This is a genomic window from Erwinia pyri (assembly GCF_030758455.1).
GTDB lineage: Bacteria > Pseudomonadota > Gammaproteobacteria > Enterobacterales > Enterobacteriaceae > Erwinia > Erwinia pyri.
In genome coordinates, this window is the sequence record NZ_CP132353.1 from 2,379,147 (window position 1) to 2,399,170 (window position 20,024).

General features: G+C 52.7%; 18 protein-coding genes. 6 read left to right on the forward strand and 12 right to left on the reverse strand.

Translation table 11 applies throughout. From position 1 onward, the window contains the following. The first annotated feature begins 73 nt into the window (after positions 1–73). The 3 genes from Q3V30_RS10965 (at position 74) to pdeR (ending at position 4,569) form a co-directional block, all read left to right on the forward strand. Positions 74–2,140 carry a carbon starvation CstA family protein gene (locus Q3V30_RS10965; RefSeq protein ID WP_306205553.1) on the forward strand — a complete coding sequence of 689 codons (2,067 nt, stop codon included), beginning with the start codon at positions 74–76 and terminating at the stop codon, positions 2,138–2,140. Further along, positions 2,133–2,420 carry a YbdD/YjiX family protein gene (locus tag Q3V30_RS10970; RefSeq protein ID WP_306205555.1) on the forward strand — a complete coding sequence of 96 codons (288 nt, stop codon included), beginning with the start codon at positions 2,133–2,135 and terminating at the stop codon, positions 2,418–2,420. Before Q3V30_RS10965 ends, Q3V30_RS10970 begins: the two co-directional genes overlap by 8 nt. Positions 2,421–2,577: 157 nt before the next feature. Further along, entirely contained in the window at positions 2,578–4,569 is a 1,992-nt protein-coding gene (gene pdeR, locus Q3V30_RS10975) for a cyclic di-GMP phosphodiesterase (RefSeq protein ID WP_306205557.1), read from the forward strand. Here pdeR and Q3V30_RS10980 read toward each other — a convergent pair. Together Q3V30_RS10980 and araD are read right to left on the reverse strand one after the other, a co-directional pair. Further along, positions 4,566–5,435, reverse strand: coding sequence for a crotonase/enoyl-CoA hydratase family protein (locus Q3V30_RS10980; RefSeq protein ID WP_306205559.1), 870 nt, complete (start codon positions 5,433–5,435; stop codon positions 4,566–4,568). The two genes, pdeR and Q3V30_RS10980, sit on opposite strands and share 4 nt — an antisense overlap. 198 nt (positions 5,436–5,633) lie before the next feature. Beyond that, positions 5,634–6,335, reverse strand: a complete 702-nt coding sequence (gene araD, locus Q3V30_RS10985) for an L-ribulose-5-phosphate 4-epimerase (RefSeq protein ID WP_306205561.1) — start codon at positions 6,333–6,335, stop codon at positions 5,634–5,636. 382 nt (positions 6,336–6,717) lie between these two features. On the opposite strand from araD, the gene osmB reads away from it, so the two are divergent. Continuing rightward, positions 6,718–6,936, forward strand: a complete 219-nt coding sequence (osmB, locus tag Q3V30_RS10990; RefSeq protein ID WP_306213192.1) for an osmotically-inducible lipoprotein OsmB — start codon at positions 6,718–6,720, stop codon at positions 6,934–6,936. Between the two features lie 62 nt (positions 6,937–6,998). Here the strand turns inward: osmB and yciH are convergent, their stop codons facing one another. The 5 genes from yciH to pgpB all read right to left on the reverse strand — a co-directional run bounded on the left by yciH (position 6,999) and on the right by pgpB (position 10,652). Then, on the reverse strand, positions 6,999–7,325 hold the full coding sequence (gene yciH, locus Q3V30_RS10995) for a stress response translation initiation inhibitor YciH (protein WP_306205563.1): 327 nt from the start codon (positions 7,323–7,325) through the stop codon (positions 6,999–7,001). After that, positions 7,325–8,041, reverse strand: coding sequence for an orotidine-5'-phosphate decarboxylase (gene pyrF / locus Q3V30_RS11000; RefSeq protein ID WP_306205565.1), 717 nt, complete (start codon positions 8,039–8,041; stop codon positions 7,325–7,327). The genes yciH and pyrF overlap by 1 nt, the downstream gene beginning before the upstream one ends. A 221-nt stretch (positions 8,042–8,262) precedes the next feature. Beyond that, a complete protein-coding gene (gene lapB / locus Q3V30_RS11005; protein WP_306205568.1) occupies positions 8,263–9,432 on the reverse strand; it encodes a lipopolysaccharide assembly protein LapB in 1,170 nt (389 codons plus the stop codon). Between the two features lie 6 nt (positions 9,433–9,438). Then, positions 9,439–9,747: a LapA family protein gene (locus Q3V30_RS11010; protein ID WP_306205569.1), complete on the reverse strand. Its 309-nt coding sequence runs from the start codon at positions 9,745–9,747 to the stop codon at positions 9,439–9,441. A gap of 143 nt (positions 9,748–9,890) precedes the next feature. Beyond that, entirely contained in the window at positions 9,891–10,652 is a 762-nt protein-coding gene (pgpB, locus tag Q3V30_RS11015) for a phosphatidylglycerophosphatase B (protein ID WP_306205571.1), read from the reverse strand. Positions 10,653–10,878: 226 nt separating this feature from the next. Here pgpB and ribA point away from each other — a divergent pair, with 226 nt between their 5' ends. Next, on the forward strand, positions 10,879–11,472 hold the full coding sequence (gene ribA, locus Q3V30_RS11020; protein ID WP_306205573.1) for a GTP cyclohydrolase II: 594 nt from the start codon (positions 10,879–10,881) through the stop codon (positions 11,470–11,472). 84 nt (positions 11,473–11,556) lie between these two features. Here the strand turns inward: ribA and acnA are convergent, their stop codons facing one another. The 5 genes from acnA to topA form a co-directional block, all read right to left on the reverse strand. After that, a complete protein-coding gene (gene acnA, locus Q3V30_RS11025) occupies positions 11,557–14,256 on the reverse strand; it encodes an aconitate hydratase AcnA (RefSeq protein ID WP_306205575.1) in 2,700 nt (899 codons plus the stop codon). 479 nt (positions 14,257–14,735) lie between these two features. Beyond that, complete coding sequence (locus tag Q3V30_RS11030) at positions 14,736–14,900, reverse strand: hypothetical protein (RefSeq protein WP_306205578.1); 165 nt, start codon at positions 14,898–14,900, stop codon at positions 14,736–14,738. Between the two features lie 2 nt (positions 14,901–14,902). Then, positions 14,903–15,061 carry a YmiA family putative membrane protein gene (locus Q3V30_RS11035; protein ID WP_306205580.1) on the reverse strand — a complete coding sequence of 53 codons (159 nt, stop codon included), beginning with the start codon at positions 15,059–15,061 and terminating at the stop codon, positions 14,903–14,905. A 503-nt stretch (positions 15,062–15,564) separates the two neighbouring features. Then, the gene (cysB, locus tag Q3V30_RS11040; protein WP_306205582.1) at positions 15,565–16,539 is read right to left on the reverse strand and encodes an HTH-type transcriptional regulator CysB; all 975 of its coding nucleotides are present in this window, start codon (positions 16,537–16,539) and stop codon (positions 15,565–15,567) included. Between the two features lie 202 nt (positions 16,540–16,741). After that, on the reverse strand, positions 16,742–19,351 hold the full coding sequence (topA, locus tag Q3V30_RS11045) for a type I DNA topoisomerase (protein WP_306205584.1): 2,610 nt from the start codon (positions 19,349–19,351) through the stop codon (positions 16,742–16,744). 409 nt (positions 19,352–19,760) lie between these two features. Between topA and Q3V30_RS11050 the strand changes: the two genes are divergently transcribed. Further along, entirely contained in the window at positions 19,761–20,009 is a 249-nt protein-coding gene (locus Q3V30_RS11050; RefSeq protein WP_306205585.1) for a DUF2498 family protein, read from the forward strand. Positions 20,010–20,024 lie beyond the last annotated feature (15 nt).

Below are 20,024 nucleotides of genomic sequence, written 5' to 3' on the forward strand. Positions count from 1 at the left end.
TTCATTAACAAATAATTACATTACTTTAAACTTGTTGTTCAGTTCCCCTTATCGAACATGCAAGGAGTCTGTGATGAAAAACGTCAAAACCGGCGTAACCTGGTCTGCGGTGGCGTTAGTGGGTGCCGGGGCGTTTGCCATGCTGGCGCTCAGCCGGGGCGAGCATGTTAATGCCCTGTGGCTGGTGGTGGCTTCGGTCGCCTGTTACAGCATCGCTTATCGTTTCTACAGCCTGTTTATCGCCAAAAATATTTTCGAGCTGGACGATCGTCGGCGTACACCGGCCGAGCGAAACAATGATGGTCTGGACTATGTTCCCACCAATAAGTGGGTGCTGTTTGGACACCACTTTGCCGCCATTGCCGGTGCCGGGCCGCTGGTCGGCCCGATTCTGGCGGCGCAGATGGGCTTTTTGCCCGGCACGATCTGGATCCTGGTGGGCGTGATGATGGCCGGCGCCGTGCAGGATTTTCTGATCCTCTTTATCTCCACCCGGCGCGATGGGCGATCGCTGGGGGAGATGGCGAAACAGGAGCTGGGTGCTTTTGCCGGTGTGGTTACCATGCTGGGCGCACTGGGCGTGATGATCATTATCCTCTCCGCGCTGGCTCTGGTGGTGGTGAAAGCATTGGCAAACAGCCCATGGGGCCTGTTTACCATCGCGGCGACTATCCCTATTGCGCTGCTGATGGGCATCTATATGCGCTTTATCCGGCCCGGCAAAATTGCTGAGGTGTCGCTAATAGGTTTTGTGCTGATGATGGCCGCCATTATCTATGGCGGCGATATTGCGCAGCATCCCTACTGGGGTCCCTTCTTTACCCTGAAAGGCACTACCCTGACCTGGGTGCTGGTCGTTTATGGCTTTATCGCCTCGGTGCTGCCGGTCTGGCTGCTGCTGGCGCCACGTGATTACCTCTCCACCTTCCTGAAAATTGGCGTTATTTTAGGTCTGGCGGTGGGTATTCTGTTTGCCATGCCGGAGATGAAAATGCCCGCCGTCACGCGCTTTATTGACGGCACCGGTCCGGTCTTCTCAGGCGCGCTGTTCCCCTTCTTGTTTATCACCATTGCCTGTGGCGCCATTTCCGGCTTCCATGCGCTGGTCTCCAGCGGCACCACGCCCAAGCTTATCGAACGTGAAAGCCATATTCGCTTCATCGGTTATGGCGCGATGCTGATGGAATCCTTTGTGGCCATCATGGCGCTGATCTGCGCATCGGTTATCGAACCTGGCGTCTATTTCGCCATGAATTCGCCAGCCGCACTGATTGGCACCACGGTGGAATCGGCCTCGCAGGCGATTAACGGCTGGGGTTTTGTGGTGACGCCTGAAATGCTGACGGGAATAGCGCGCGACGTGGGCGAAACCTCGATTCTTTCACGGGCAGGCGGCGCACCGACGTTTGCTGTAGGGATGGCGCATATTATTACTGAGGTGTTTAACAGTCGGGTGATGATGGCCTTCTGGTACCATTTCGCTATTTTGTTTGAAGCGCTGTTTATTCTGACCGCTGTTGATGCCGGTACGCGGGCCTGTCGTTTTATGGTGCAGGATCTGGTCGGTACCGTGGTGCCGTCGCTGGCGAATAATCGCTCCTGGGCGGGCAATATGGCAGGTACAACCGTTGCCGTGGCGGGCTGGGGCTTCTTCGTCTATCAGGGCGTGGTAGATCCGCTGGGCGGTATCAATACGCTCTGGCCGCTGTTCGGTATCGGTAACCAGATGCTGGCCTCAATGGCGCTGATCCTCGGCACCGTGGTGTTATTCAAAATGAAAAAGCAGCGCTATGCCTGGGTGACCATCCTGCCAACTGCCTGGCTGTTTATCACCTCGATGACCGCTGGCTGGCAGAAGATTTTCCACGAGAAGCCAGCGATTGGTTTCCTGGCACAGGCGAAGAAATTCTCTACCGGTATTGAGAATGGCGTGGTGATTGCACCAGCCAAAACGGTGGCTGATATGCAGACCATCGTCTTCAGCAATCAGATCAATGCCGCCCTGTGCGCCTTCTTTATGCTGGTCGCGGTAACGATGCTGATCGCCGCCTTCTTTGTTATCCGCCGTGCGCTTAAAAGTGAGAAACCGACCGTTCACGAAACCAGCGTTTCTTTGAGAAATGAGGCTCACCATGTCTGATGCCATTTCCTGTCCGCGCCAGATAAGTTTTACCGTTATCCGGCGTGTGGTGCCTCTCCCTGGCAAAACGCCAGAAAAATTAACGTTACGTTTACTAATGTCACGTCTGGCGCAGAGTTTCCGCCTGATGGTAGGGGTTCAGGATTACCCAACCTACCTGCGGCATATGAATCGGCAGCACCCTGCCACTAAGCCTATGACAGAGAAAGAGTTTCATCGCTATTGCCTGGAAGCGCGCTTTCCCGGAAAAGGCGGGAAATTAGGTAAATGCCCCTGCTAACCCTCCTCCCCGGTCTCCTGACCGGGGTATTTTCTCGCCTCCGGGAAACGCAAACGAAAAATATATTCCAATACATCTTGAGATTCTGCTGGTTGCCGAATACTGTTGCTAAAATAAGAAGATACAGCCTGAATTGCGTCCCTTAAGGAGACACCAGATGACCGATGAACAAGGGCAATCGTTACTCTATACCTATTTTGGTACTACCAGCCCTCATTGGCGTTTAAAGGCCGACAGCGATGCCCTTCTTTTTGCTGAAGATGAACTGGCAAGTACACACATAGCCGTTCCGCTTACCGGGCCTCAGGCAAACCTGATCCGCAGCATGACCGTGATCACTTCCAGCGCAAACCTGACCCTGTCGTTATATGGCGAACCGCTCTCTATGCACCTTGTTGGCCGAAGGGTCAACCAGACCTCCTGGGCGGGCAGCGCTTCTGCCTGGGGAGATACCTCCGCCGTGGCCCGGGATTTAGTATTGGGTCTCTCTTTTGCTGAACAGGTGGTTTCCGAAGCAAATTCCGTCATTGTTATCGTCGATCAGCGCGGTAACATTCAGCGTTTTAACCGCCTGAGTGAAGAATACACCGGTCTTAAAGAGCAGGAAGTCATTGGGCGAAATGTCTTCCAGCTGTTTATGACCAAGCAGGAAGCCTCCGCTTCCCGGCGCAACATCAGCGGATTTTTCCGGGACGGTAGCTCTTACGAAGTTGAGCGCTGGATCAAAACCAAAAAAGGGCAGCGGCTCTTCCTGTTCCGCAATAAATTCGTTCACAGCGGCAGCGGTAAAAACGAAATCTATCTGATCTGTTCGGGTACAGATATTACCGAAGAGCGCCGTGCCCAGGAGCGGCTGCGCGTCCTGGCAAATACGGATACCATCACCGGCCTGCCAAACCGTAACGCAATTAATTACGCTATTGCCGAAGCGCTGGAAAACCGTGTCGGGCAGCAGGTCGGCATTGTCTACCTCGATCTGGACAACTTTAAGAAGGTTAACGACGCCTACGGCCATATGTTTGGCGATCAGCTGTTACAGGCCGTCTCGCTGGCGATTTTGAGCTGCCTGGATAAAGATCAGACCCTTGCCAGGCTGGGGGGCGATGAATTTATTGTGCTGGCTACGGATGCCAGTCAGGCCTCACTGGAGGCGATGGCTTCACGTATTCTGGATCGGCTTAAACAGCCCTTCCGCATTGGTTTGATTGAGGTCTATTCCGGCTGTTCAATCGGTATCGCCGTCAGTCCACAGCATGGTGAAGATCGTGAAAGTTTGATCCGTAATGCAGATACCGCAATGTACACCGCTAAAGAGAGCGGTCGTGGCAAATTTTGCATCTTCAGCGCCGAAATGAATCAGCGGGTATTTGAATATCTCTGGCTGGATACCAACCTGCGCAAAGCGCTGGATCAAAATCAGCTGATTATTCACTATCAGCCCAAGATCGATGTGGATGGTGAAGTAAGAAGCGTGGAGGCGCTGGTTCGCTGGCTCTCGCCGGAGCGTGGGCTGGTGCCGCCAGGCAGCTTTATCTCTTATGCTGAAGAGTCGGGGCTGATCGTGCCGCTGGGGCGCTGGGTAATGTTAACCGCCTTAGAACAGGTTGTTCGCTGGCGTGAACGGGGCATTAACTTACGGGTTGCGGTGAACGTTTCTCCCCGTCAGCTTATAGACCAGAGTATCTATTCCGATCTGAAGCTGGCGCTGGAGCAGGCCAATCTCGATCACTGCCCGATTGATATTGAGCTTACGGAAAGCTGCCTGATTGAAAACGAAGAGAAAGCACTGGCGCTGATGGGCCAGTTCCAGCAGCTGGGGGCGGAAGTTCACCTTGACGATTTTGGTACCGGCTACTCTTCCCTTTCACAGCTGGCGCGCGTTCCGATTAATGCCATTAAACTGGATCAGAGTTTTGTGCGCGGGGTAAATGAACAGCCTGTGTCTCAGTCGCTGGTTCGCGCCATCGTCGCGGTTGCCAGGGCGCTGGAGCTGGAGGTGATTGCCGAAGGCATTGAAACCAAAGAAGAGGAGAAATTTGTCCTGGCGAGTGGTGTTGGCACCCGCCAGGGATTTTACTATGCAAGACCAATGCCCGCGGAAGATATCGAGCGCTGGCTTGCTGACAGAATGGAAAAAATTAACGCTTAGCCAACTTTACGCAGGACCTGGGCGCTGTGGCGGTTTTGTAGCTGAACAAGACGTTCCATATAGGCGATATCTTTCGGCTCAATAGTGAAAGCGAAATCGACCCAATCTTCCGTGATATCCATTAACTCCGCGCGCGTCAGCTGCAGGACACGCTGACGCGCTTTGAGCATGGCTTTAACCCCGTTCAGTTTTGGCTTGAGGGTATCGATAAAGGTACGTGTCGCCTGATACCCTTCCCCTGGCTGAAACACTTTATCGACCAGCCCACGCTGTTCAAACCACTCGGCACTATGTGACTCCCCTTCGCAGATTAACTCCTCTGCCAGCTTCATACCGGAACGGCGGGCGACCAGTGAGTAGCCCCCCATGCCCGGGAAAAGGTTAAAAGCAATTTCAGGGAAGCCCATTCGGGCACTGTTTTGCGCCAGAATGAAATGGTGGGCCAGCGCAGCCTCAAAACCTCCTCCTAATGCACTGCCTTCCACCATTGCTATGCTGACGGCGCCGGTATCAAACCCCCTTGCCGCTGCATGAATACAGTCCACGCATGCCCGCGCATAGGCTCTCAGAGCTTCGCGCCGTCCATTTTTTATCGATTCAACAAAGAAACGCAGATCGCCACCGGCATTAAACATGGTCGGCACCAAAGAGCCAGTTACCCAAAAATCGATGGGTAAACCAGAACGCTGTGCGGCATAGCTGAGATTCATAATCTCTTCGATAAGCTCGTGGTTAAAGCTCGGACGGGGTTGCGCGCGAAGCAGCATCCACATGGTACGACGGCCCTCTTCATAGTAGGCAGAAAGCTGTGTGGTATGGCCAACTTCGCTAAACAACCGGCATGTAGTCTGATTAATTACTGTCATTTTATGATCCTCTGGTTATGGGAGCGCTCAAGCGCGTTTCCAGCGTAATCCAGAGCGAGAGATCACAAAATCTGCTTTTGATTTTTAAGATAAAACAGGGTGAAGCAGGCGGGAATTTAGCCTGGTGATACGGCTAAACCCTTTGCCCGCGCAACAGTCGAACCTTTTGCCACTGTTATGTAACCCTACCTGATAAATTTATTTTTTCTGACCATACCAGGCATTACTGCCGTGCTTACGCAAATAGTGGTTATCCAGTAAAGCGGAGTGAATGGCCGGCAGCCCCGGTGAAAGCTGTAAACTGAAGATGCCCATATAGGCCACCTCTTCCAGCACTACTGCAGTATGCACCGCCTCTGCTGCTGTTTTTCCCCAGCAAAAGGGGCCATGTGAGTTGACCAGCACGGCTGGAATGGTTTCGGGGTCGAGTTCGCGTTGACGGAATGTCTCGATGATCACGTTGCCCGTTTCCCATTCGTAGCGCGTCTGGATCTCTTCGGGCGTCATCTGCCGCGTGCAGGGAATGGCCCCGAAGAAGTCGTCGGCATGCGTTGTGCCCCATGCAGGAAGATCTTTTCCTGCCTGCGCCCAGATGGTGGCATGTCTGGAATGGGTATGGACGATACTGCCTGCACCAGGCCAGGCCTGATAGAGCGCGCGATGAGTATCCGTATCAGATGAGGGGCGTTTTTCGCCCTCTACCACTTCACCGGTCTCAACATTCACCACCACCATATCGTCACGCTGCATGGCCTCATAGCTGACCCCGGAAGGTTTAATCACCATCAGACCGCTGTCACGATCGATAGCGCTGACGTTGCCCCAGGTAAAAACTACCAGCCCGTGTCCAGGTAAGGCCAGATTCGCTTCCAGCACCTGTTGTTTTAACGCTTCTAACATTTTTTCTCTCCAGCCGTTTTTCTCCATTCTCCCCGCAGCACCGAAATCTGGGTATGGAGATATTGGCTGGATGCGGGGATGAATTCAGCTGACGGATCGGAAATGCGGCATGAAATCGGATAATTTACCTGTTGCGACCGTTGCCAGACGCTACAATAAAGCCTGGCATCAAAACCGCAGGTGATAGTTAGCTCTCTATCTTTCCCCGGCGGCCAGCCGCCCGATGACTGGCTGCCCTTTCGGGCAGGTGACAACATTAACCAGCGGCTTATGTTGAATGTGAGATAAACCCCTCATAAATATGTCAGGGCTGGGCCTGAAATGCAGAGCTGTCGCTATACTGATTAGAGACCTCTGCTGTAGAAATCAAGGAGAAGTGATGATGACATTGACTGCAAAACGTATTTCCGCAGGCCTGCTGGCCGCGACGTTAGTTCTTTCCCTGAGCGCTTGCTCTAACTGGTCTAAGCGCGACCGTAACACGGCTATCGGAGCTGGCGCGGGAGCGATTGGCGGCTCAATCCTCTCCAATGGTAGCGGACTGGGAACCGTAGGCGGTGCCGCCGTTGGCGGTATCATCGGCCACCAGATTAGCCGTTAATAAAAAAGCCTTCACACAGCATAACAACAGTAAAAGGCCGCGTTAACGCGGCCTTTTTTTCGTTAACCTCCGGCCAGTTTCACCTTCAGGCCTTTAGCCTCAAGCAGCGTCTTTAGCAGGTCCCGCTTGTCACCCTGAATTTCGATAACGCCCTCTTTTACTGCCCCGCCGCAACCGCATTTTTTCTTTAATTCTGCCGCAAGCTTTTCAAGCTCTGCATCGGGCATATCCAGCCCCGTTATCAGGCAGACGCCCTTCCCCTTCCTGCCGCTGGTCTGGCGCTGAAGACGCACAATGCCATCGCCTTTGGGGCGCTCGGTTTGCGGTTTGGGTTGCTCAATCCGTCCCGATTCAGTTGAGTAAACCAGGCGACTGTTATTCTCTGCCATTATGCCTCCCGTAATGATGCCAGAATGGTTTTTAAGGTGGCTTCAGGATCTGAAGAGTGGGTAATCGGACGCCCAATGACCATATAGTCTACGCCAGCCTGCAGAGCCTGCTGCGGCGTCATGATGCGGCGCTGATCGCCAGCTTCGCTCCCCGCAGGCCGGATACCAGGCGTCACCAGATTAAAGTCTGCCCCAAGAGCCTGTTTAAAGCGTACCGCTTCCTGCGCCGAGCAGACCACGCCATCAAGGCCACACTGCTGGGTGAGTCGGGCCAGCCGTTCAGCGTGGTCGGCTGGAGAAGCATCAATTCCGATATCCCGCAGATCGGCTGCTTCCATACTGGTCAGTACGGTTACCGCTATCAGCAGGGGTGCCTCTTTACCAAAAGGTAGTAAGGCTTCACGGGCTGCCGTCATCATCCGGGCTCCTCCGCTGGCGTGTACGTTCACCATCCAGACGCCAAGATCGGCAGCGGCGGCGACAGCATGCGCCGTAGTGTTAGGAATATCGTGAAACTTCAGATCCAGAAAGACCTGGAATCCGCGCTGATGCAACTCTCTGACCAGATCGGGGCCGAACAGCGTGTACATCTCCTTGCCAACTTTCAGCCGACAGCTCTGCGGGTCAATCCGGTCGACAAACGCCATAGCCGCTGCGCGATCGTGATAATCCAACGCGACCAGAATGGGAGAACCGGTTACCTGAGGTGATTGCATGGAAAAGCCCTCTGAAAGTGATGCGCCTGTAGCACAAGAGATAAACGGCAAGCATTCTACCTGTGCCACCAGCAAATGCACAGTTTGCCGCTTCAGATTTTGCAGTTTCCCCTGCCAGACTGAGGTTATCACTGTGGTTTCTGTAACCGTATCCGTTTAAATGCCATTAGCATGTTGTAACTAAAGTATGCTGCAATAAAAGGCCAGTCCCCTTTGCAGGGTTACTGGCCGTCCAGACCCCGGATAGGTTTTACGGAGGACCAGGCACGACAGGAAGGACAGTGCCAGTAGAGTGCATGGGCGGTAAAACCGCACTTGTGACAGCGGTAACGAGGTTTGGTGCGGATTTGCTCGCCCACCATATCGCGCAGGACCATCAGGCTCTCTTTCGCCCTGCCATCTTCCGCTTCATGCAGGTGATAATCCATCAACCGGTGGAACACCCGCATGGTCGGGTGACGCTGGAGCTGGCGATTAATATAGAGCTGTGCCACTTCCCCGCCCTCATCACGCTCAATCACGTCAGAGAGATAGAGCTCGGCAGCGGCACCGGTGTTCTCCTCCACGCAGCGCTGAAGGTACTCTGCCCAGGCCTGCGGCTGATTAAGCTGCTGATAACAGGTTTCCAGCATAGCCAGCGTCTCGCTGACCAGTTCTTTATCCTGCTCGATCACGCGCTGCAGGTGCCCCATCGCTTTAGCATAGTCACCTTTCGCCATGTGAATACGCCCCATCATGATCGAGACGCGTGCGCTCTGCCGGTCTGCCGACTCACCTTTTTTCAACAGGCTCATCGCCCGGTCAAGGTCATCACTGCCCATCGCCTGCAGAGCCAGCTCACAGTAAAAATGGGCGATCTCCATGCGCTGCTTATCTTTACCCAGTTTAACCAGCCGCTCGGCCACTTCGATCGCTTTTGGCCAGTCGCTGGTTGCCTGATGGATGATTAACAGCTGCTGTAACGCGCCGACGCGGAAATCCGTTTCATCCACCAGCTGGCTGAACATCTCTTCTGCCCGATCGTAAAAGCCGGCAGCCATATAATCCCGGCCCAGCTGCTGCACCGCTAAAAGCCGCTGATCGTAGGTCAGGGAGGCGCTTTCCATTAAAGACTGATGAATGCGGATAGCGCGGTCTACCTCCCCCCGTGAGCGGAAAAGGTTGCCCAGCGTGAGGTGAGCTTCTACCGTGCCGCTGTCCTCTTTGAGCATATCGAGGAAAAGATCGACCGCTTTATCCTGCTGGTTGGAAAGCAGAAAGTTTACTCCTGCCACATAGTCCCGCGACAGGCGGCTTGCTTCCTGTTGCTTGTCCTGTTGCGCGCTGCGGCGCCCCATGTACCAGCCGTAAGCGGCGGCAACAGGCAGTAACAGAAACAGCAATTCCAACATAAGAGATTATTCCTTAATGGCAGGAACTTGTGACGCTGTCACAGCTTCTTCTGCCTGCCCCAGCTGCTGCTGCAGGCGTTTTAATTTACGTTGAGAGTGGGCAAGCGACACGCGCACGCGCAGCCAGAACAGGCCACAAATGGCCCAGCCAAGCAGAAATCCGGCGGCGAACAGAATAGCTAACAACGTTGAAACACGATATTCGCCCTGCGCCAGCAGGTAGTTAAAGGTAACCACCTGATCGTTATGCGCCCCAAGCGTAATCGAGATGATGAAAATCACTAATACCAGTAAAAAAATCAGCAAATATTTCACAGTCCGTCCCATAGTCTGGTGTTAACCAGATGAATTATGCCAAAAAAAATGCTCTGTTGCTTGTCCGTTGCACCCAGAGAAGCCGTGACCGTGAAAAAACAGTGTCGTGACTGATAATATTGGGGCAAACAGCAGAAAGACAATCACTCCTCATCGCGTTGCCTGATTTCACGCTCTTCCCGCGGCGGAACGGTAAGCGGACCGCAATAACGCTGTACCAGCCAGGTAGCCAGGCTTACCAGTACCCAACTGATCAGGGTAGAGGTGATAAGATCCTGCGGCCAGTGCATCCCCAGCACTAACCGGCTGCCCATTACCCCGATCGCCCAGCACAGCAGCAGAGCCACCGTCACGATACGTCGGCGTGGCCACAGCAACCCTATTCCCAGCAACGCCCAGCTGGCGGCAAACATAGTATGGCCTGAAGGGAAAGCGTAACCCGTTTCAAACTCCCAGTGCTGCTTCAGCCAGTCAGGCAATTGCGTGTTATCAATAAGCGCATTACGCACCAGCGCGCTACGTTCTGGCCGCTTCTGCTGGTAAAAAGTTTGCTCATTGAGGCTCTGATTCTGCTCAAGCCACAGTACGTATGGCCGCGGCTCCTGCACCTGCTCTTTGATAAACGATTTCGTGTATTGCCCCACGAGAATGGCCGAAACCACAATGATCAGCAAAATCAGTGCGGGTTTGAGCCGGAAACGCAGACACCATAAAAACCAGCCGCACAAAAGCGCGCTGGTGAGTGTGCCCCAGGGGCTGGTCACGGTTTCGGTCAGCCAGAACAGCGCTTTCTGTACCCACCCCATCTCCACCGGCTTCCAGTGCCAGCCAGAGAGCAGAACCCCAACGGGCATAATCAGCAGTAACAGCGCACCCAGGGTGGTACGTTTCAAAATATCTCTCATTGTCTTCCTTTACCGCTATGATGCATTTCTCGTTTTCACGCTAAGTTTGTGAGAAAAAATAATAACATACTGTTAATGAAGGTGATAATTGTGCGGTATCACAACAATCGCTCTAAGACGTTAACCGCCTTCGCCCTGATTGTGGCAAAATAAGGAAACTGTGTCAGTTTGCTGACAGCGCGCTACCATGATGATAGCGCAACATTTGAAGTTTCTGGAGAGTCACATGCAGCTTAAACGGGTAGCAGAAGCCAAACTGCCCACGCCATGGGGAGATTTCCTGATGGTTGGTTTTGAAGAACTGGCAACCGGTCACGATCATGTGGCGCTGGTTTATGGCGATATTACTGACAGTGACGCGGTGCTGGCACGCGTTCATTCCGAGTGTCTGACTGGCGATGCGCTGTTCAGTCTGCGTTGCGACTGCGGTTTTCAGCTGGAAGCGGCGCTGAACCATATTGCGGAAGAAGGTCGGGGCGTGCTGCTCTATCATCGTCAGGAAGGCCGTAATATTGGTCTGCTGAACAAGATCCGCGCTTACGCCTTGCAGGATAAGGGTTTTGATACCGTTGAAGCCAATCATCAGCTCGGTTTTGCTGCCGATGAGCGTGATTTCACGCTCTGCGCGGATATGTTTAAGCTGCTGGGCGTGAATGAAGTCCGCCTGCTGACCAATAATCCTCGTAAGGTAGAGATCCTTAGCGAAGCCGGAATCAATATCGTCGAGCGCGTGCCGCTGATTGTGGGGCGTAACCCGGAAAACGCCCACTATCTGGATACCAAGGCGGCGAAAATGGGCCATCTGCTTACCAAGGAGTAATGACCAGCCGTACTCCTAAAAAAAGGGCCAACATATGTTGGCCCTTTTTCTTTCAGTGCGAGCAATTCTGCTGCTGGCTATAGATCATGCCGCAACAGGTTTATCACTCAGCATATTACGGATAACGTAATGCAGTATGCCGTCGTTCTGGTAGTAAGTCAGCTCATTGCCTGTGTCGATGCGGCAGCGTGTTGTCAGCATCTCTTTCCGCCCGTCGCTGAAGGTCAGGGTGACGTTTACCGTGCCCCCCGGTTTCAACTGCGTCAGGTTTTCCACATCAATCTGCTCGTCGCCGGTTAACCCCAGCGTTTTGCGGGTCACCCCTTCCGGAAACTCCAGCGGCAGGATCCCCATACCAATCAGGTTTGAACGGTGGATACGCTCAAAGGATTCGGCAATAACCACCCTGATGCCCAGCAGGCGCGGACCTTTGGCTGCCCAGTCGCGGCTGGAGCCTGAACCATACTCTTTGCCCGCAATCACCGCCAGCGGCGTGCCCTGCTGCTGATATTTCATCGCCGCATCATAAATGGCTAACTGCTCATTACCCGGCACAAAGCGCGTTACGCCCCCTTCCACTCCCGGCACCATCTCGTTGCGGATACGGATATTGGCGAAGGTGCCGCGCATCATCACCTCATGGTTACCGCGACGCGATCCGTAGGAGTTAAAATCACCACGCGCAACACCATGTGACTGCAGGTAACGCCCTGCCGGACTCTCCGCCTTGATGCTGCCTGCAGGAGAGATATGATCCGTAGTGACTGAATCACCCAGCATCGCCAGGATCCGCGCGCCCCGGATATCTTCAACCGGTTTGGGTTCTTGTTCCATATCATCAAAGAAAGGCGAAAGACGAATATAGGTCGATCCTTCGTCCCAGTCATAAGTAGCGGCTTCACTGACTTTGATCTGCTGCCACTCAGGCGTGCCTTCAAACACTTCGGCATACTCTTTATGGAACATATCGGTTGAGACAAGCTGCACGGCTTCAGCGATCTCTTCCGGTGAAGGCCAGATATCTTTGAGATAGACAGGCTTACCGGTGGGATCCTCGCCAAGCGCATCTTCCTGCAGATTGATATTCATATTACCTGCCAGCGCATAGGCCACCACCAGCGGCGGCGAAGCCAGCCAGTTGGTTTTCACATAGGGGTGAATGCGCCCTTCAAAATTACGGTTCCCGGAGAGCACTGCCCCCATGGTGAGATCGCCCTGTTTGATGGCACTTTCAATCTCATCCGGCAGCGGCCCCGAGTTACCGATACAGGTAGTGCAGCCATAGCCGACCAGGTTAAAGCCGAGCTTATCCAGATAGGGGGTCAGGCCGGCAGCGGCAAGGTAGTCCGAAGCCACTTTGGAGCCAGGCGCCAGCGACGCTTTGACCCACGGCTGACGCTTAAGCCCCAGCGTAACCGCTTTTTTCGCCAGTAGTCCGGCCGCCAGCATGATGCTGGCATTCGAGGTATTGGTGCAGGAGGTGATAGCGGAGATAACCACGGCGCCATCCTTCAACGTATGCTGCTGGCCCGTTTTGCTGTCATGATAAGTGACTTCTTTATGCGGCTTGATCGCCTGATTCACTTCCAGCTCGTTGCTTGCCTGAAACGCTTTAGGTACCTCTCCTAAGGAGACGCGATCCTGCGGCCGTTTTGGTCCCGCCACGCTGGCCACTACATCATTCATATCCAGCGCCAGTGAACTGGTAAAGCGTGGCTCATCACCCGGATTTCTCCACAGCCCCTGCGCCTTAGCATAATGCTCTACCAGTGCCACCTGTTCACTGCTGCGGCCGGTCAGCTTCATATAGCCGGTAGTGACTTCATCCAGCGGGAAGAAGCCGCAGGTTGCGCCATATTCCGGTGCCATATTGGCAAGCGTGCCGCGATCGGCCAGCGGCAGATCGTCCAGACCATCACCATAGAATTCGACAAACTTACCGACAACGCCATGCTTTCGCAGCATCTGAGTAACAGTGAGCACCAGATCCGTTGCGGTGATGCCAGGTTTTAATTTCCCGGTCAGCTTAAAACCTACCACGTCAGGTATCAGCATCGATACGGGCTGCCCCAGCATGGCAGCTTCTGCCTCGATGCCGCCCACGCCCCAGCCTAACACGCCCAGCGCGTTGATCATGGTGGTGTGCGAGTCGGTGCCTACCAGGGTATCGGGATAGGCGATCTCTTCGCCATCTTTGGTTTCATGCCAGACCGCTTTGCCGAGGTACTCAAGGTTGACCTGATGACAGATACCCGTACCTGGCGGCACCACGCTGAACTGATTGAACGCTTTCTGCCCCCAGCGCAGAAAAACATAGCGCTCGTGGTTGCGCTCCATTTCAAGGCGCACGTTCTCTTCGAAAGCATCATCATCGCCAAAATGGTCGACGGTGACCGAATGATCAATAACCAAGTCTACCGGCGACAACGGATTCACTTTGGCAACGTCCCCGCCGAGCCGGTTTACCGCTTCCCTCATGGCGGCCAGATCGACCACTGCGGGAACGCCGGTAAAGTCCTGCATTAATACACGTGCCGGACGATAGGCAATTTCCCGGTCGGCATGCGCATGGGTGAGCCATCCCGCCAGGGCAGTAATATCCTCAGCGGTAACAGAATCTTCATCCTGCCAGCGCAGCAGATTTTCCATCAGCACTTTCAGCGATTTGGGCAGGCGGGAGAGATCTCCCAGCTCTTCAGCGGCCTGGGGCAGGCTGTAATAGGTATAGCGTTGGCCTTTGACATCCAGTGTAGCCCTGGCTTTATTATGTAGGGTAGACGACATCGCTCCTCCTTCATTGATCTTTGAACATAACCTGAGTCTTTACAGGGTCTGATTTAAAGATAGTACAAACGAGAAGTAACGTTTTGATAACAACACGAAACGACAATAAGGATGCATGCGGTAGACGTAAAAACGCCCCGCGGGATATTCCAGCGAGGCGTTTTTATATAAATGCGAATTGTTTAACTATGCACTATTAATGCATCATCAAACCGACCCAGACGGCGCTTGTCCAGAATAAGGCTGAGAAAGTCCAGGTGCTAAACCAAGTCATTTGAGTTAAATTCATTTTTACGCTCTCTCAGGCCGCCAGGACCAAAAACGTTCTTTATTCAAAACCTTTAGCAGATAAAGGTTTAACCGTTTGTTGATGGGATCCCCATCGTTCAGGCATAAAGGTGCCTGGCCATAAAGTTGGCAATTAAAGTAAAATTTCTGTTTATATAAAAGTTCAACCAACCGGCTGAAAAAGAGTGCTGTTACTTCGCTTTTTTATCGATCATGGAATCAATAAAGTTACGCTGTAATTCATTCAGGCCCCATGCATCTGGAATAGTAACTTCATCCGCATTTTTGCCTTTGCAATAACGTTCTTTCATCTTGCTGGTTTGTTGCGTTTTCTGATTCAGAGTTTGTAAGTACATAGTTAACCCCATACACGCCAGATCATGAATGCAACAACAATCCAAAACAGCGCTGAACCGGCGAATACCGCTAACCAGGCCCTGCGTTTAAGATTGCTGGTACGCTGAACCTTGATGGTTTTGTGCCCGAAGTCGGGTTGTACAGATAATCTGGTAGCCATAGTTTTTGATAATCACTCTCATTGAAAACGATTGTTTGAACCAATCAGAAATTAGGATGAATCCTAAACATTATTTTGGGCGAAATCCAGTAATTTTTATTGAACTAAACGATTAAAAGGATTAATCAAACAAGAAAAACTATATCCTTTGTGATTAATCAAACTTAAGTCAATTAATTACGTCCTAACCCAAATAACCCCTCTGAAACCACTTTTCAGATCCAATCATTTCTGTAGAAAACTTTACCTGGCCTTAAGAACCGCCCCTCTCCGCTCTTCTATAACCAGAGTATGAGAATCATCCTAACCATACGCAAAGGGCGTCGTTGAAAAGTGTGTACCATTTCTCATTTAATGAATAACAATGAAAAAACATGTGATACATGTTTCATTTACGTAAAAAGAATAAAAAGCTTTTATCGATGAGAGCAACAGAAAGTACCAATCAAATAATAAAGGCCACAAAAGTGGCCTTGACTTCACGATAACAATCACGGGGGGAATTATCGGGCGGGCAATTTGATATCTTTGAACATCGCTTCGATATCTTCGTTGGAACGCAAACTTACAGCAGTATCAACCACATCGCGCGTCAGATGAGGGGCAAAACGCTGAATGAAGTCATACATGTAACTCCTCAGGAAGGTGCTGCGACGAAAGCCGATTTTGGTCGTACTGAAGCTAAATACATCTGTTGCCTCAATGCGAACCAGATCGGGATCGGAGACTGGGTCTACCGCCATGCTGGCGATCACTCCAACACCCAGGCCCAGCCGAACATAGGTTTTAATCACATCGGCATCGGTAGCGGTAAAGACAATGCGTGGGGTCAGCCCGGCCCGGTTAAAAGCGGTGTCCAGTTCAGACCGGCCCGTAAAACCGAACGTATAGGTCACTAATGGATATTCTGCAAGTTCTTCAATAGAGACTTTGGCTTTACCCGCTAAAGGATGATCGGGGGTAACCACAATCGCCCGGTTCCAGTGATAGCACGGCAACATGATCAAATCGTCGTAGAGATGCAACGCTTCCGTAGCAATGGCAAAGTCAGCATTACCCTTAGAAACGGCCTCTGCAATCTGCGTGGGCGATCCCTGATGCATATGCAGCGAGACGCGCGGGTAACGCTCTATAAAGCCTTTAATCACGTTAGGTAAGGCGTAGCGAGCCTGAGTATGGGTGGTGGCAACAAAGAGCGAGCCTTTATCGGGCCAGGTATGCTCGCCCGCCACAGATTTAATTGCATCAACTTTAGAGAGCACTTCACGGGCAATACGAATAATTTCCTGCCCTGCCGGCGTAACCTGAGTCAGATGCTTACCGCTGCGGGCAAAAATCTGAATGCCCAGTTCATCCTCCAGCATACGCACCTGCTTGCTGATACCGGGTTGCGAAGTATAAAGCCCTTCTGCGGTGGAGGAGACGTTAAGATTGTGATTCACCACTTCTACGATATAACGCAGCTGCTGCAATTTCATTTTTCATTCCATCTGAGGTTTGACGCCACGCACTGAACGCCTGGCCGTGCAAAGCCGTGAAAACACCGCCGCAGCACTGATGAACCCGGTCTAATGCGATTTGATAATAAAGAAAGGAATTTCTATAACCACTATACCAAATATGAAAAGGATGTATAGCGAGGAGAGAGGTGGAAGGGCCAGCGAACGCTGGCCCAACAGCTTACTTTTTCGAGGTTTTGGTGGCGACTTCCCATTTGCCGTCAACGTAAAACGCCGACCAGCCCGTTGCCTTCCCTTCTTTCTCGGTACTGACATACTGCTGTTTGGTTTTACGGCTGAAGCGGACTACCGATTTATTACCCTCTTCGTCACTGACTGGCGCATCGGCCAGATAACGCAGCTTCTCAGGCAGACGATCGCGGAAGCGTTGCAGCTCTTCCACCAGCGGCGCACGCGTTTCCCTGGATTTAGGGAAGGTGTTGGCCGCAAGGAAGACGCCAGCTGCGCCATCACGCAGGACAAAATAAGCATCCGATTTTTCGCAAGCCAGCTCTGGCAGCGGAACCGGATCTTCTTTCGGCGGCGCGACATCACCATTACGCAGGATCTTACGAGTGTTTTTACACTCGTCGTTGGTGCAGGCCATGTACTTACCGAAACGCCCCATTTTCAGGTGCATTTCTGAACCACACTTCTCACACTCCACCACCGGGCCATCATAGCCCTTGATGCGGAATTCGCCCTGCTCGATTTCATAACCATCGCAGCCCGGATTATTACCGCAGACATGCAGCTTGCGCTGGTTGTCGATCAGGTAGCTGTCCATGGCGGTGCCACATTTCTGGCAGCGGCGACGGGCGCGCAGCGCGTTGGTCTCCGCATCATCACCCTCAAGAATGTTCAGCACTTCATTCTCAGGGATCAGATTGATGGTCTGCTTGCAACGCTCTTTTGGCGGCAATGCATAGCCTGAACAGCCAAGGAAGACGCCGGTGCTGGCGGTACGGATCCCCATTTTACGGCCACACGTCGGGCAGTCGATGGAGGTCAGGATCATCTGATTAGGCTGCATGCCGCCCTCTTCCGGATCCTTATCCGCCTGCTCCAGCTGCTGGCTGAAATCAGCAAAGAACTTGTCCAGCACCCCTTTCCACTGCGCTTCGTTGTTCGCTACCTGATCCAGGCTGTCTTCCATATGCGCGGTGAAGTCATAATTCATCAGCTCACGGAAGTTAGACTCCAGACGGTCGGTCACGATTTCGCCCATCTTTTCCGCGTAAAAACGACGGCTTTCCACGCGGACATAGCCACGATCCTGGATGGTTGAAATAATCGATGCGTAGGTTGAAGGACGGCCGATCCCGCGTTTTTCCAGCTCACGCACCAGCGAAGCTTCGCTGAAGCGGGCCGGTGGTTTGGTAAAGTGCTGGCTTGGCTTGAGCTGCTGCAGCTTAAGCTCTTCCCCAATTTCAATCGGGGGCAAGGTGCGATCTTCATCGCCTTTACGCAGCGCAGGCATCACTTTCGTCCAGCCATCAAAACGCAGCGTGCGTCCTTTCGCCTTCAGTTTGAAATCACCGGCAGTCACGGTCAGCGTGGTGGAGTCATATTGCGCTGGCATCATCTGACAGGCGACAAACTGACGCCAGATCAGCTGATAGAGCTTCTGCGCATCGGCTTCCATATCCTTTAACTGCTCCGCCTGAATAGCGACGTCAGACGGACGGATCGCTTCGTGCGCTTCCTGAGAGTTATCTTTGCTGGTATAGACGTTAGCGGCTTTTGGCAGATATTTGCCACCAAACTCGCTTTCGATATAGCCACGCACCATGCTCACCGCATCCTGACTCAGGTTGGTGGAGTCAGTACGCATATAAGTGATGTGTCCAGCCTCATAGAGACGCTGCGCCATCATCATGGTTTTCTTCACGCCGTAGCCCAGACGCGTACTCGCCGCCTGCTGCAACGTGGAGGTAATAAAGGGTGCGCCCGGCTTGCTGCTGGTTGGCTTATCTTCGCGATCGGCCACCACATAGCGGGCTTTTTCCAGCAGGCTGACGGCTGCATGTGTCTGGTCGCCATTAACCGGACGGAACGGTTTGTCATGCTGATGCGTGACTTCCATTGGCAGGCCGATGCCTTTTGGCGTGTTCAGATCGGCATGCAGTTCCCAGTACTCTTCAGGCACAAAGGCTTTGATTTCGCGCTCACGCTCTACCACCAGCCGTACCGCTACGGACTGGACACGGCCAGCGGAGAGGCCGCGGGCGATCTTTTTCCACAGCAGTGGCGAGACCATATAGCCCACCACGCGGTCCATGAAACGGCGTGCCTGCTGCGCGTTGACGCGACTGATATTGAGTTCGCCCGGCTTTTCAAAAGCCTGACGAATAGCATTCTTGGTGATTTCGTTAAAGACCACGCGGCTGAAGCGTGAATCATCGCCACCGATCACTTCCCGCAGGTGCCAGGCAATGGCTTCCCCTTCGCGGTCAAGGTCCGTTGCGAGATAGATATGATCAGCGTTCTGGGCCAGAGACTTCAGCTCTGCAACCACTTTCTCTTTGCCTGGCAGAATCTGGTAGTCCGCTTCCCAACCGTGATAAGGATCGACGCCCATGCGGCTGACCAGCGCCGCCTTTTCATCTTTCTTCACTTTTTTGGCTGGTTTACTGGTTGTAGAGTCAGCGCTCTTTTTAACTGTTGATCCACTGGTCGGCAAATCCCGGATATGCCCTACGCTGGACTTCACCACGTAGTCGTTACCGAGATATTTATTGATTGTTTTGGCTTTTGCCGGGGACTCAACTATTACGAGAGCTTTACCCATAATTACCTTTACCTGATTAAAACATCCGAGAGTAAATTGTGCCGTTTGCCAGGGCAAGCGAGACGCGTTAACGATATGGCCACGGGGTGACTGCTTTTCAACCCGCTATTTTACTGCCCTGTTGATGCCCCCAGCTCAGGGAGCCAACTTGCTGATTAACGACACCTTTTACAACCTGTTCAGTGCATTTCAAACATTGCGTAATGCCACTTTTACGCCCGGAACCCGAAACGCCCACACTGTACCTGATAAAATCTGATACGCAACTTAATTAGCATCTGCCCGCCGTTTACGCCAGAAAGTGGGTTAAAAAGAGTTACCTGGAGCATGCCCGCATTAAGATTGTGGCTTTGTCGGTCCTGGAGGTAATATACTCATTTCCGCGCGTCTACTATAAAGGAGAGAAAAGATGAATCAGACCCAGATGATAGATCGGGATAATTTACTGGCGCTGGCCAACGAAATGATCGCCGACCATAAAGATTATTTTAGCGGATTAGCCGCAACGGAGGTGGAGCAAAAAGGAGAGCTGCTTATTTTCCGCGGGGACTATTTTTTGGATGAACAGGGCTTGCCGGGGGAAAAGAGTACGGTGGTGTTTAACGTGTTTAAATACTTAACGGTTCAGCTGTCGCCCAGTTACACACTGAAGAAGTAGCAGCGCCCGCAGAAC